At 72.6% G+C, this 12,548-nt stretch carries 10 protein-coding genes; 3 read left to right on the top strand and 7 right to left on the bottom strand.

All coding sequences use genetic code 11. The features are described 5' to 3' along the window. Positions 1–695: 695 nt before the first annotated feature. Complete coding sequence (locus tag OYE22_RS27900; protein WP_277322959.1) at positions 696–1,139, bottom strand: SRPBCC family protein; 444 nt, start codon at positions 1,137–1,139, stop codon at positions 696–698. Positions 1,140–1,284: 145 nt separating this feature from the next. Here OYE22_RS27900 and OYE22_RS27895 point away from each other — a divergent pair, with 145 nt between their 5' ends. Together OYE22_RS27895 and OYE22_RS27890 are read left to right on the top strand one after the other, a co-directional pair. Continuing rightward, entirely contained in the window at positions 1,285–2,313 is a 1,029-nt protein-coding gene (locus tag OYE22_RS27895) for an Rv2578c family radical SAM protein (RefSeq protein ID WP_277322958.1), read from the top strand. 48 nt (positions 2,314–2,361) lie between these two features. Continuing rightward, positions 2,362–2,760 (top strand): RidA family protein, encoded by a 399-nt coding sequence (locus tag OYE22_RS27890; RefSeq protein ID WP_277322957.1) that lies wholly within the window; start codon positions 2,362–2,364, stop codon positions 2,758–2,760. A 68-nt stretch (positions 2,761–2,828) separates the two neighbouring features. Here OYE22_RS27890 and OYE22_RS27885 read toward each other — a convergent pair whose 3' ends face one another. The 4 genes from OYE22_RS27885 to OYE22_RS27870 form a co-directional block, all read right to left on the bottom strand. Beyond that, positions 2,829–4,613, bottom strand: a complete 1,785-nt coding sequence (locus OYE22_RS27885) for an ABC transporter ATP-binding protein (protein WP_277322956.1) — start codon at positions 4,611–4,613, stop codon at positions 2,829–2,831. A 50-nt stretch (positions 4,614–4,663) separates the two neighbouring features. After that, positions 4,664–5,656 carry an ABC transporter permease gene (locus OYE22_RS27880; protein ID WP_277322955.1) on the bottom strand — a complete coding sequence of 331 codons (993 nt, stop codon included), beginning with the start codon at positions 5,654–5,656 and terminating at the stop codon, positions 4,664–4,666. Positions 5,657–5,674: 18 nt separating this feature from the next. Continuing rightward, a complete protein-coding gene (locus tag OYE22_RS27875; RefSeq protein ID WP_277322954.1) occupies positions 5,675–7,450 on the bottom strand; it encodes an ABC transporter substrate-binding protein in 1,776 nt (591 codons plus the stop codon). 191 nt (positions 7,451–7,641) lie between these two features. Then, positions 7,642–8,610, bottom strand: coding sequence for an ABC transporter permease (locus tag OYE22_RS27870; protein WP_277322953.1), 969 nt, complete (start codon positions 8,608–8,610; stop codon positions 7,642–7,644). 597 nt (positions 8,611–9,207) lie between these two features. Here OYE22_RS27870 and OYE22_RS27865 point away from each other — a divergent pair. Next, positions 9,208–9,639: a subtilase-type protease inhibitor gene (locus OYE22_RS27865; protein ID WP_277322952.1), complete on the top strand. Its 432-nt coding sequence runs from the start codon at positions 9,208–9,210 to the stop codon at positions 9,637–9,639. Between the two features lie 259 nt (positions 9,640–9,898). Here the strand turns inward: OYE22_RS27865 and OYE22_RS27860 are convergent, their stop codons facing one another. Beyond that, complete coding sequence (locus OYE22_RS27860) at positions 9,899–11,023, bottom strand: S1 family peptidase (RefSeq protein ID WP_348652249.1); 1,125 nt, start codon at positions 11,021–11,023, stop codon at positions 9,899–9,901. A gap of 279 nt (positions 11,024–11,302) precedes the next feature. Then, positions 11,303–12,376 (bottom strand): SPFH domain-containing protein, encoded by a 1,074-nt coding sequence (locus OYE22_RS27855; RefSeq protein ID WP_277322950.1) that lies wholly within the window; start codon positions 12,374–12,376, stop codon positions 11,303–11,305. Positions 12,377–12,548: the final 172 nt, after the last annotated feature.

The raw sequence follows: 12,548 nt of genomic DNA, 5'->3' as shown, positions 1-12,548 counted from the left end.
CGGTGGGCACCGGTCGCGCCTCGCCCGCCGCGACGGCGAGTTCAACCGTCGGCTCTCGCGCCGTCCTGTCGTCCTGGGTCGCGGGGTCCGGGCCGAGCGCCGTACTTGGCTCGTCCCGGTCCGCCAGGGTGGTCCCGCCCACGTACCGCTCCCGTCGTCACGTCTACACCGCGACCATTTCTCGCATTACGCGACAACCGCGAGCAACCGCGACGAATCCCTGAAACATGGCGCCGGCGGGCCCCAACTCCCTTGTTTGAGGCGCCTGTCACGCGCCCATCAGGGGTTTCACCGCCCACGACGGGGGCGGGCGGGGCCGGCACGGCGCCGACAAGTCCACTCGTTCCGGTGAGCGGACACCGCGCGCGCTCGGGGTCGGCTCCGGGGCGGGCTGACGCCTCCGGGCGGGCGCCTCTCCCGGGCGTACGCGCCTCCCGGCCGTACGTGGCGGGTCAGGCGAGGCCGGGCGGGAGGCTCGGGGCGGGCCGGGCGCAGGGCGCCGGGTCGCGCGGATGACGCCCGCCGGGGCGGACGCGGGAGGCGCGGGCCGCGAGGCGGCCCGGCGGGGCCGGACGGGTGGCCCCGCCGACGGGCCGGGCGTAGGGGGCGCGGCGCCGTGCGGCGCGTGCCGTGCCGCCGACGGGGCGCGCCCGGCGTCGCCCCGTCAGCTCCGCTGCCGTCGGCCGGTCAGCGGGTCACTTCTCCAGCTCCGCGGCGAGGCGGGTCAGCAGGGCGTCGTAGATGCGGCCGAGCCCCTTGGGGGCGAAGGTCTTCTCGAAGAAGCCGCCGATGCCACCGGCGCCGGTCCAGGTGGAGGTGACCACGACGCGCGAGGCGCCCTCGCCCGCGGGCGTCACGATCCACGTGGTGACCATCGTGGAGTTCCGGTCCTTCTCGACGAGCTGGCCGTCGGTGGGCTCGGTCACCTCAAGGAGGCAGTCGCGCACCCGCTTGCTGGTCGCCTGGAGCTTCCAGTGGACCAGGGTGCCCTCGCCGTCGCCGCCCTCGCGTACCTCGTACTCGCTGAACTGCTCGGGCATGACCCGCTTCCGGGTGCCGCTGTAGTCGGCGAGCGCATCGAACACGTCCTCGGCGCCCGCCCTGATGATCCGCTCCGTGGTGGCCTCGACCTGCGCCATCGCTGTTCCTCCGGTCCTGTGCGCGTGCTGTCGTGCGTGATCGGCAAGCCAACCACCTTCCCGGCATCCGCCCAAATCGGAGGTTGACACCCTCCGGATAGCACGTATGTTCTATTAGGCAGGGCGTACGACCGAGGAGGTGCACATGCGCTGGGAGACCCTGGCGGAGGAGAAGTCGGCACCCGCGCTGTTCGGCACGGCCAGCGTGACGCGCACCTTCGACACCCCCGAGTTCCGCGGCATCACCTTCCACGAGGTGCGGGCCCGCTCGCTGGTCAACCGGGTGCCAGGGGCGTCCCGGATGCCGTTCGAGTGGACCGTCAACCCCTATCGCGGCTGCTCACACGCGTGTGTGTACTGCTTCGCGCGCAAGACGCACAGCTATCTCGACCTGGACACCGGCATCGGTTTCGACTCGCAGATCGTGGTGAAGGTCAACGCGCCCGAGGTGCTGCGCCGCGAGTTGGCCGCGCGGAGCTGGACCGGCGAGCACATCGCGATGGGCACCAACGTCGACTGCTACCAGCGCGCGGAGGGTCGATACCGGTTGATGCCCGGCATCCTGTCCGCCCTCGTCGAGCGGTCCAACCCCTTCTCGATCCTCACCAAGGGCACGCTGATCCTGCGCGACCTGGAGCTGTTGCGGGCCGCGGCGGCCCGTAGCGACGTGGGCGTGTCGATGTCGGTCGGCTTCACCGACCCCGAGCTGTGGCGCACCGTCGAGCCCGGCACGCCCTCGCCCGAGCGGCGGCTCGACACCGTGCGCACCCTGACCGACCACGGCATAGCCTGCGGCGTCCTGATGGCCCCGGTCATCCCGTACCTGGGGGACGCGCCCGAGCAGCTCCGCCGCACGGTGGCGGCCATCGCCGCGGCCGGGGCGACCTCGGTCACACCGCTGGTGCTGCACCTGCGACCGGGCGCCCGCGAGTGGTTCCTCGCCTGGCTCGACCAGCACCACCCCCGGCTGCGCCGGCGCTACGACGCGCTGTACGCGAACGGGGCGTACGCGCCGACGTGGTACCAGCGCCGGATCACCCGTCAGGTGCACGAGCTGGCCACCGAGTACGGCATCGGCCCGGCTGGCCCCGGCGCGGCCCGCGCGCTCCCCCGGCCGCCGGCGGCGCCCGCCCCACCTGACCCGGCCGCCGGGACGCAGCTCGCGCTGTTGTAGAAACGGGTCGGCGGCAGCAGCCGCACCACCCGCACCGCGAGGAGTCCCATGGCCGAGCACCAGCACATCAGCGCACCGGACGGCGTCGCGCCGGGCAACGGCTTCAGCCACGTCGTCATCGGCACGGGCACGCTCGTGGCCGTCTCCGGGCAGATAGCCGTGGACGCCCAGGGCGAACTGGTGGGCCGCGACGACCCCGAGGCGCAGGCCCGTCAGGTGTTCGCGAACCTCCAGCGCTGCCTGGAGTCGGCCGGCGCGACCTTCGCCGACGTGGTGAAGCTGACCTTCTACGTCACCGACGTCGCCCACCTGCCGGCCGTGCGCGCCGCCCGCGACGCGTACGTGGACACCGCGCGGCCCCCGGCCAGCTCGGCCGTCCAGGTCGCCGGGCTGATCCGGCCCGAGTTGCTGGTCGAGGTCGACGCGCTGGCCGTGCTCCGCGCCTGAGCGGCGGCCGGGGCCCGGCGGCCGGGCGCCCCGACCGTCGGGGCGCCCGCGCCACGGCGCGGCGCCGGTCACAGGGTCGCGGCCAGCAGCTCCCGGGTGTAGTCGTGCGACGGCCGGTCGAAGACCTCGTCGCGGGTTCCGGTCTCCACGATCTCGCCGCCGCGCAGCACCGCGATCCGGTCGCAGAAGTGCCGCACCACCGCCAGGTCGTGCGAGACGAACAGCAGCGAGAGGCCGAACTCCTCGCGCAGGTCCATCAGCAGGTTCAGCACCTGGGCCTGGACGGAGACGTCGAGCGCGGACACCGGCTCGTCGGCGATCAGCAGCCTCGGTTCGACGGCCAGCGCCCGGGCGATGCCGACGCGCTGCCGTTGGCCGCCGGAGAACTCGTGCGGATAGCGCCCGAGGTGGTCCGCCCGCAGCCCCACGCGCTCCAGCAGCCACACCGCGCGCTCCCGCCGCTCGGCCGCGCCCTGTCGGGTGTGGACCTGGAGCGGCATGGTGACGATCTGCTCGACGGTGCGGCGCGGGTTGAGCGAGGCGTACGGGTCCTGGAAGACGAGCTGCACCTCGCGGCTCAGCTCGCGGCGCAGGGCGGTGGAGCGGGCGGCGGCGGAGATGTCGCGCCCGTCGAAGCGGACGGTGCCGGCGGTCGGCCGCTGGAGCCCGGCCAGCACCCGGGCCGTGGTGGACTTGCCCGACCCCGACTCCCCCACCAGGCCCAGCGTCTCGCCGGGCGCGATGGCCAGGCTGATGCCGCGCACGGCCTGGAGCGGGGGCCGGCGCAGCCCCGGCAGCCGGGGCCCGCGCGCCGGGAACTCGACCCGCAACCCGCGCACCTCGGCGATCGGCGGCACGGGCTTGCCGGCGGCCGGCACCGTGGTCGCGGTGGCGGGCTTCTCGCGCCCGGCGGGCCGCGCGTCCGCCGCCCCGCCCCGCCCCGCGTCCGCCGCCCCGCCCCGCCGCGCGGACGGGGCGCGCGCCGGCGCGGGCGCCGGGTCGGGGTCGTCGACCGTCGGCAGCCGGGTGCCCGGCTCGGTGCGCAGCGTGGGCGCGGCGCCGATCAGCGCGCGGGTGTACGGCTCGCTCGCGTCGGTCAGCAGCTTCTCGGCCGGGCCCTGCTCGACCTGTCGGCCGCCGCGCAGCACCAGCATCCGGTCGGCCATCTCGGCGACCACCCCGACGTCGTGGGTGACGAGCAGCACGGCGGTGCCGTGCTCGCGGCGCAGTTCGTCGAGGAGGTGCAGCACCTGGCGTTGGACGCGGGCGTCGAGCGCGGTGGTCGGCTCGTCGGCGATGAGCAGGTCCGGCGAGTTGATCAGGGCCATGGCGATCATGACGCGCTGCCGCATGCCGCCGGAGAACTGGTGCGGGTAGTCGCGGGCGCGCGCCGCGGGAATGGCCACGCGTTCCAGCATCTCGCCGGCCCGCTCGCGCGCGGCGGCCCGACCGGCGCCCGGGTGGTGCAGCCGGTAGGCCTCGGCGAGTTGGGCGCCGACGGTGTGGAAGGGCGAGAGCGCGGCCAGCGCGTCCTGGAAGACCATGGCGGCCCGGGCCCCGCGTACGGCGCACAACCGCTTCTCGCTGGCGCCGACGATCTCGACGCCGCCGACCTGGATGCTGCCGGTGACCCTGGTGCGGGCCGCGTCGTGCAGACCGAGCGCGGCGAGGCCGACGGTGGACTTGCCCGAGCCGGACTCGCCGATCAGGCCGAGCACCTCGCCGGGCGCCACCTCGAAGGTCAGCTCGCGCACGGCGGGCACCGCGTCGAGGCCGCCCCGGGCGTCGTGCGCACGGGTGAAGGAGACGGACAGGTCGCGAACCCGCAGCGCGGGGTGGCCTGACTCGGCCATGGGGGCTTCCTCTCGGGGCGGGCGGTCTGGCCGCCGGGCGGCGGTGGCGGTCATGCGAGCCGCACCCGGGGGTCGAGCCAGGCGACGACGAGGTCGGCGACGGCGACGAAGACGACCACGCACAGCGCGGCCAGCAACACGGTGCCCACCACGGTCGGCAGGTCGTTGCCGACCACCGCGTCCACGGCCAGCTTGCCGACCCCGCCGAGGCCGAAGACGGTCTCGGTGATGAACGCGCCGCCGAACAGCGCGCCCGCCTCCAGGCCGAGCAACTGCACCAGCGGCGGGGCCGCGCCGCGCGCCGTGTACTTCAGGTGGGCGCGGCGCGCGCTGAGCCCCTTGCCGCGCGCGGTGCGCACGTAGCCCTCGTGCATGACCTCAAGGAGTTGGGCGCGCGAGAGCCGGGCGAAGACGGCCGCGTTGACGAACCCGAGGACCAGCCACGGCAGCAGCAGCCCGGCGGCCCAGCCACCCGGGTCGTCGGCCAGCGGAACGTAACCGGGCAGCGGGAAGAGGTCGGTGCTGTACACGAGCAGGTACTGCAACGCGTAGCCGAGGAAGTAGATCTGCACGCTGGCGCCGACGAGGGTGAAGGCGGACAGCATCCGGTCGGTGCGGCTGCCCCGGCGCAGCGCGGAGACCAGGCCGGTGCCGACGCCGAGCACCACGATCACCGCGAGCGCGCCGACGGCGAGCGACAGGGTGACCGGCAAGTGGTCGGCGATGGCCTCGGTGACCGGCTGGTGCAGGGTGTACGAGTAGCCGAGGCAGGGCGCGCCGCACTCGATGGGCGTGCCGTCCACGTCGTTGATGGTGCGCCCGGTGACCAGGCCGCCGAGGTAGTCGACGTACTGCGCCACCATGGGTCGGTCCAGGCCCATGCTGTGGCGCACGGCCTCGACCTGGGCGGTGTCGCACTTGGGCCCGCAGGCGATGAGCGCCGGGTCGGACGGCGCCGCGTAGAAGAGCCCGAAGGCGGCGGCGGTGATCGCCAGGAGTACCGCCGCCGCCTGGAGGGCCCGTCGGAGGACGTAGCTGAGCATGGAGTGTGGGTCCCGGGATCAGGAGTCGGCGCGGTAGAGCCAGGCCGCGCTGATGCTTCCGTAGATGGGGTGGATGAACGCGCCGCCGATGTTCTTGCCGCGCACCTGGGAGACGTGCGGGTAGAGGAACGGCACCACGGGGGCGTCCTTCATCACGACCTGTTCGAGGTCGATGAGGGCGGCGGCCTTCTGCTTGGCGTCGCCGATCTTCTCGATCCGCTCCAACTCCTTGTCCACGGCCGGGTTGTTGTACCGGATGCCGTTGGAGAGGGCGTCCAGCTTGCTGTGGTAGCCGTCGGGCAGCAGCGTGGAGGGCGTCGGCCAGTCCACCGAGTTGGTGCTCAGCCACAGGTCGTACGGGGCGGGCCCGCGGAAGACCTGGTGGGTGAAGGAGGCCGGGTCCAGCGGCTTGGTGACCAACGTGATGCCCACCTTGTCGAAGGCGTCGACGAGCACCTGGGCGAGGCGGTCCTGCACCGGGTCGCTCTCGTAGGCGTACGTCAGCTTCGTCACCGGCTTCCTGGCCTTGGCCAGGTGCTCCTTGGCCTTGGCGATGTCACCGGTGGGCGGCGCGGGGAACAGGTCGTACTTCTTCCAGCCCACCACGGCCGGCGAGGAGAGCGTGGTGGCGAACTCGCCGGCGCGCGGGCCGCCCATCACCTGGCGGGCCTGCTGGCGCGGGAAGAGGTAGGCGATGGCCTTGCGGACCTCGGGGTCGGTGACGCGGCTGTTCTTGATGTACAGGTCGTTGACGTACGCGCCCTGTCGGCCGCTGACCACGAGCTCGCCCTTGGCCTTGTCGCGTTCGGTCTCGCGGAACAACTCGGGCGGCAGGTCGGCCCGGGTGGTGACGGAGGAGGCGCCGTCGCCACGGCCGGCGAGGATCTCCTGGCTGGTGTTGAGCGCGTTCTTGCCGAAGGTGAACTCGAAGCGGTCGGCGTACTGGTGCCGGATGGAGTCGGTCTCGGGCTTCCAGTGCGGGTTGCGCTCCAGCGTCAGGCGCTGGTTCTGCTTGTGCTCGACGATCCGGTACGGGCCGGTGGCCAGCGGCTTGATGTCGTACCCGGTGCCGGTGTCCTTGTCCTCGCGCACCGGCGACGAGGAGGACTGGGCGGCCATGTAGGGCACGTCCGCCTGCGGCTCGGGGAAGTGGAAGACGATCGTCTTCTCGTCCGGCGTCTCGATGGCGTCGAGGTCGCCGTCCTTGGGGCCGCCGTACTTCTTGACCGCCGCGGTGCGGTCGGGCGAGCCGGTCAGCCACTCCGGCCAGTAGGTGGGCCCGAGTTCGAAGCCGGGCGCGAAGGTGCGCTGGATGCCGTACTTGACCTGCTGCGCGGTGACCGGCTTGCCGTCCTCCCAGGCGATGCCGTCCTTGAGGCGGTACGTCCAGGTCCTGCCGCCGTCCGACGGGGTGCCGGTGTCGGTGGCCAGGTCGCCGACGAGGGTGGGCTTGCCGTCCACCACCTGGTACTGGGTGAGCTGACGGCCCCACAGCAGCGAGGTGTTGTACGTCTCGCCGGCGTAGATCTTCTGCGGGTCCAGGTGCGCGTAGCCGGTGGGGTTGGCGATGTGGATGGTGCCGCCCTCGCGGGCCCCGTCGATCGCGGGGGCGGGGCCGGTGCTGTCCTTGGCGGTGCCGAGGGACGCCGTGAGCGGGGCGGTCTCCTTCGGCGCGGGATCGTCGCCGCCGCCCTTGCCCGCGCCGGCGGAGCAGGAGCACAGCAGCGTGGCGGCGACGACGGCGATGGCCGGTACGGCCACGGTGCGCGGGCGGTGGCTGGGCTTGCTGAGCATGCGGAACTCCGATGCGGAAGGTGCGGATGGGGCGAGTTGGTGAGAGGAGGACGAAAGGTGGCGTGGGGGTGCCGTGGGGCGTGGGGGTTGGTGGCGCGCGGGCCCGGGGCGGGCCGCGCGTGCACTCGGGGTCGGTGTCCGCCGTACGGGCGGGCGCTCCTGGTCGTGGCCGGGGGCGCCGCGCCGGTGGCTCAGCGGGCCGTGCGCGGGTCGATGGCGTCGCGCACGGCGTCTCCGAGCAGGTTGAAGGCGAGGACGAAGACGAGGATGGTGACGCCGGGGAAGACCATGTAGGTGGGGTCGTCGTAGAAGACCTCGGAGCCGCGCGAGATCATCCGGCCCCAGTCGGGGATCGGCTCGTTGATGCCCACGCCGAGGAAGGACAGCGCGGCCTCGGCGGTGACGATGCCCGGCACGGCGAGCGTGACGTGCACCAGCACCGGGGCCCAGACGTTGGGCAGCAGTTCCCGGAAGATGATGTGCCGCCGCCCCGCGCCGACCGCCCGGGCCGCCTCGATGAACTCGCGCTCCCGCAGCGACCGCACGGTCGTCCGCAGCACCATGGCCAGCGGCACCCAGCCAAAGGCGGAGAAGACCGCGATGAGGACGGCGAACTGCATCCAGGCGGGTTCGTTTTCGCCGGGTGAGACGAATCGGGTCTGGATGATGGGGCTGAGGGCGAGCAGAAGCAAGAGCGTGGGGAATGCGAGTAGCACATTGCAGATAAAGCTGAATACCCGGTCCGTGATTCCGCTCAGATAACCGGCGGTCACCCCGAGCACGATGCCGGTGACGGCGATGACGGCGACCGAGGCGAGGGCGATGAGCAGCGAGGTGCGCATGCCGTAGAGCAACTGGGTCAGCACGTCGCGGCCGAGCCCCGGTTCGAGTCCGAACCAGAAGTCGGCGGAGATGCCGCCGTTGGGCCGGACCGGAAGACCTTCGGGACTGAGCAGGTCAGGGTCGTTCTGACCGTAGTGCTCGGTGGGGTTCTTGCCGTAGAGCGCGGCGATCAGGGGCGCGCAGACAGCGAGCGCGGCACACAGCAGCACGACACCGAGGGCGGCCATCCCGACCCGGTCGCGGCGCAGCGCGCGGGCGGCGGTGGCGAGTGGGCCCGCGGGCCCACTGGACTTCACTTCGGCCATCACTTCGGCCATCGCTGCCCTTCTCCTGAATCTCAGCGGGGATCGCCCGCAGCCGGTTCGCGACCATTAGAACGACGGCTCGATGCAGTGGCAAATCATCTCTTTCGATGGCTCATAAACGACGAAGAAAACATTTCACGGAGGCGGCTTTATTTCACGCTTACGTAACGCGCGTGAAATAAAAAGCCGGACAAAAGCCGCATAGCGTCCGGCGAGCGTCACACTCGGGCCGATCGCTGAGATTCCGCTCACACAGCCTTCAGTTCCAAGGTTCAACGAACAATCGACCTTGATTGAGAGGACAATCAACGGCGTGCGCCTGTCCATCCATGACAGGCGAGCATGAGAGCGATGCGTTCCGGCCGATCCGCGCCCGCCGGCTTTCGAACCCCCACGGCGCGCGCCGCGCGCCGAACCGACTCGGGCGCACCGACGCGCCCCAGGTCCCCGCGTCGCGACCACGCCCCGGCGCATCCAGCCGTAACGCCACGATAAGCCACCGTTCGATTACGAGTGGTGACCGGAAGCGAGTCATCGCGCGTGCGATCACCGCATGCGTCCGTAAGACTCCGGTCCGTATCTGCCACCTCGAACAAGGGAGTGTTCGACATGCGGAAGATCGCTGGGGGATTCGCACTGGCCGCGGCGCTGAGCATCGGCTGCCTGGCCACCACCGTCGGGACGGCGCACGCCGCGCCCGCGGGCACCACCTCGCTGTACCCGCCCTCGTCCCTGGTGCTCTCGGTCGCGCCGGGTGAGGACGCCACGGCCGTCGCCACCCGCGCCGTGACCCTGACCTGTCAGCCCAAGGCGGGGGGCAGCCACCCGGCGCCGACCGCCGCCTGCGCCGAGCTGGGTGTCACCGGCGCTGACTTCGCGCACATGACCGAGTCGGCCGAGGGGTCCTTCTGCACCCGCGAGTACGACCCGGTCACCGTCGTGGCGCAGGGCGTGTGGGAGGGGCGGAACGTCTCCTTCTCGCACACCTTCGGCAACTCCTGCCTCCAGCAGGCCGCGCGCGGCACGGTCTTCCACTTCTGAGACCGGCTCGCGCGCCGAGCGCGATCCGCCCACTGAGCGCGATCCGCCCGCCGGCCGCGACCCGCGGTCGCCCCGGCCCGCCGGGCGGCGCCACGGGTGCGTCGGGCTGACGCGGTTGAGCACCGCGCGCACGAACGGCCCCCGGACACGGTGTGGGTGTCCGGGGGTCGCTCCTCGTGCGGGTCGCCGCGCGCCGCGCGGCGCCCGCCGACGGTCGTACGGCCTACGGCCGCGCGCCGCGCCGGCGCCTACGCGCCGGTCAGCCGATCTGCGTCCCGGTGGCCTGCAGGGCCTCGGTCACCGGCTGGAAGAAGGTCTCGCCGCCCGAACCGCAGTTGCCGCTGCCGCCCGAGGTCAGGCCCAGCGCGGTGTCGCCCGCGAAGAGCGAGCCGCCGCTGTCGCCGGGCTCGGCGCACACGGTGGTCTGGATCAGCCCCTCGACCGTGCCCTCCTGGTAGTTGACGGTGGCGTCGAGCGCGGTGACGTCGCCGTCGTGCACCTGGGTGGTGCTGCCGCTGCGGGTCACCTTCTGACCGACGGTGGCCTCGCCGGCCTTGGCGATCGCCTGCGTGCCGCCGTACAGGTTGACCTCGCTCGGGTGCGGGACATCGGCCGTGTACTTGGCGATGCCGTAGTCGTCGCCCGGGAAGCTGCCGCCCTCGGTCGCCGCGACCTGCCGGCCGCCCTGCGAGTCCGACCAACCGGAGACGGCGTTGGTGCAGTGACCCGCGGTCAGGAAGTACGGTTCGCCGCCCTTGGTGACGTTGAAGCCGAGCGAGCAGCGGGAGCCGCTGCCCCAGATGGCGTCGCCGCCCGCGAGCAGCGGCTTGAGGGTGTTGGTCGAGCGCTTGACCGTGACCCGGTCGCCGAGCGAGTCGGTCACCTTCGTCAGCTTGGCCAGCTTGTCGCCCCGCACCGTGCGGTCGGCGGTGACCACGACCGCGTTGCTCTTCGGGTTCATCGCCCAGGAGGTGCCGGGGATGGTGGCCTTGGCCTTGAGGGTGCTCCGCGCCTGGTTCAGCGCGGCCAGCGAGTGCTTGACGACCCGGGGCTCGGCGCCGGCCGCGCGCACCCGCTCGGCGGCGGAGTCGTCCACCACGTTCACGACGAGCTTGCGGTCCTTGGCCTCGTAGTACGAGCCCGCGGTGGCGTCAGCGCCGAGGTCGGCGGTGATGTCGGTGGCCAGCGCGCCGGCGGCGGTGGCCGTGAGGGGATCGGGGGCGGTGGGCGCCGCGTTGGCGCTCTGCAGCGTGAGGGTGGTGGTGATCAGTGCCGCTACGCCGGCTCCGGCGATGACCGAACGGCGTACGCTTGTGCGCTTCAACTCAAGACCTCCAGTGGGGGGTGGGTCCGGCTTGTGGGGGTTCGGACCCGGAGGAGGCACGTACGGGCCGCTCCTCAGGAGGGCGCGTCCATGCCAAGTTGCTCCGCTGAGTATTCCCAGGCACTCGCGCGGCACACAAGGTCGCGTTCAAGTCGCCGCCTTGGTGTACCCCACGCACTACCCGAGTCACAGAACACACCTACCGCGCCCACGTCGGAACCGCACCCGGACACGTGCCGTGCGGGGCCGCACACCTGCGGTGATCGCCGCGAGTGGCTGATAACGCCGCCCGGAGTCGTCATCCGGATCGGCGGGGCGCGACCGGCGCGCGCGGGTCGGCTAGCGCCCGTCGTCGCGCCGCTCGTCGCGGGAGGGGACGGCGCCCGGCCCGGCCTCGTCGCCGGCGCGCGCCGGGGCGCCCTGGGTACGCGTCCGCGCCGTGGACGCCAGCGTTCCGCCGGCCTCGCGCCGGGCCGTGACACCCGCGAGCGCCCCGGCGCGCGCCGGAGCCCGCTCCGCGCTCGGCGCGCCGGCCGGGGCGGGCGACTCGGTAGCGGCCGGCTCGGCGGCGGGCCGTTCGGTAGCGGAGTGTTGGGACGCGGGCTGTTCGGTAGCGGGCCGCCCCGTGGTGTCGGCGGGCGGCGTCGCGGATGGCTGCTGGGCCCGTTCGAGGAAGCGCAGCAACTCCACCGGGAAGGGCAGGACGAGCGTGGAGTTCTTCTCCGCCGCTACCGCCACCACCGTCTGGAGCAGGCGCAACTGAAGGGCGGCCGGCTGCCGGGACATCTCGCTGGCCGCGTCGGCGAGCTTCTTGGATGCCTGGAACTCCGCGTCCGCGTTGATCACGCGGGCCCGCCGCTCGCGGTCGGCCTCCGCCTGCCGGGCCATCGACCGCTTCATCGTCTCCGGCAGCGACACGTCCTTGATCTCCACCCGGTCGATGTGCACGCCCCACCCCACGGCCGGGCTGTCGATCATCAGCTCAAGGCCCTGGTTGAGCTTCTCCCGGTTGGAGAGCAGGTCGTCGAGGTCACTCTTGCCGATGATCGAGCGCAGCGAGGTCTGCGCCATCTGGGAGACCGCGAACCGGTAGTCCTCCACCGCCACCACCGCGTCCGCCGGCGCCACGACCTTGAAGTAGACGACGGCGTCCACCCGGACCGTCACGTTGTCCCGGGTGATGCCCTCCTGCGCGGGGACCGGGAGGGTGACGATCTGCATGTTCACTTTGCGCAGCCGGTCCACCCCCGGCACGATCATCGTGAATCCGGGCTGCCGCACCTCGCGCCGGAGCCGGCCGAGCCGGAAGACGACGCCCCGCTCGTACTGCTTGACCACCCGGGCGGCCGCCACGGCGTACACCAGGCCGCAGCAGAGCAGCACCACCAACACCGTCAGCAACGTCTCGATCATCACGGCCACCTGCCGTCCGTAGCGCGAGCGATGCCCCATCCGGGCTACTGATGTCCACGATAGCCCCGCTTCGCCCGAATGGTTCCGCAATGCCCGGCTGGAGACGCTGCCGGGCCCGGCCGGGGCCGCCGCCGTCCGGCTACGACGGCCTCCCCGTACGACCGGGCCCGGT

This window comes from Streptomyces sp. 71268 (assembly GCF_029392895.1).
Classification (GTDB): domain Bacteria; phylum Actinomycetota; class Actinomycetes; order Streptomycetales; family Streptomycetaceae; genus Streptomyces.
Note: the sequence above shows the minus strand (reverse complement) of the source record. Positions and strands in the feature narration are given on the sequence as shown.

Coding starts and splice junctions, on each gene's coding strand:
- OYE22_RS27900 (WP_277322959.1), bottom strand. CDS start 1,139: ATGGCGCAGGTCGAGGCCACCACGGAGCGGATCATCAGGGCGGGCGCC.
- OYE22_RS27895 (WP_277322958.1), top strand. CDS start 1,285: ATGCGCTGGGAGACCCTGGCGGAGGAGAAGTCGGCACCCGCGCTGTTC.
- OYE22_RS27890 (WP_277322957.1), top strand. CDS start 2,362: ATGGCCGAGCACCAGCACATCAGCGCACCGGACGGCGTCGCGCCGGGC.
- OYE22_RS27885 (WP_277322956.1), bottom strand. CDS start 4,613: ATGGCCGAGTCAGGCCACCCCGCGCTGCGGGTTCGCGACCTGTCCGTC.
- OYE22_RS27880 (WP_277322955.1), bottom strand. CDS start 5,656: ATGCTCAGCTACGTCCTCCGACGGGCCCTCCAGGCGGCGGCGGTACTC.
- OYE22_RS27875 (WP_277322954.1), bottom strand. CDS start 7,450: ATGCTCAGCAAGCCCAGCCACCGCCCGCGCACCGTGGCCGTACCGGCC.
- OYE22_RS27870 (WP_277322953.1), bottom strand. CDS start 8,610: ATGGCCGAAGTGATGGCCGAAGTGAAGTCCAGTGGGCCCGCGGGCCCA.
- OYE22_RS27865 (WP_277322952.1), top strand. CDS start 9,208: ATGCGGAAGATCGCTGGGGGATTCGCACTGGCCGCGGCGCTGAGCATC.
- OYE22_RS27855 (WP_277322950.1), bottom strand. CDS start 12,376: ATGATCGAGACGTTGCTGACGGTGTTGGTGGTGCTGCTCTGCTGCGGC.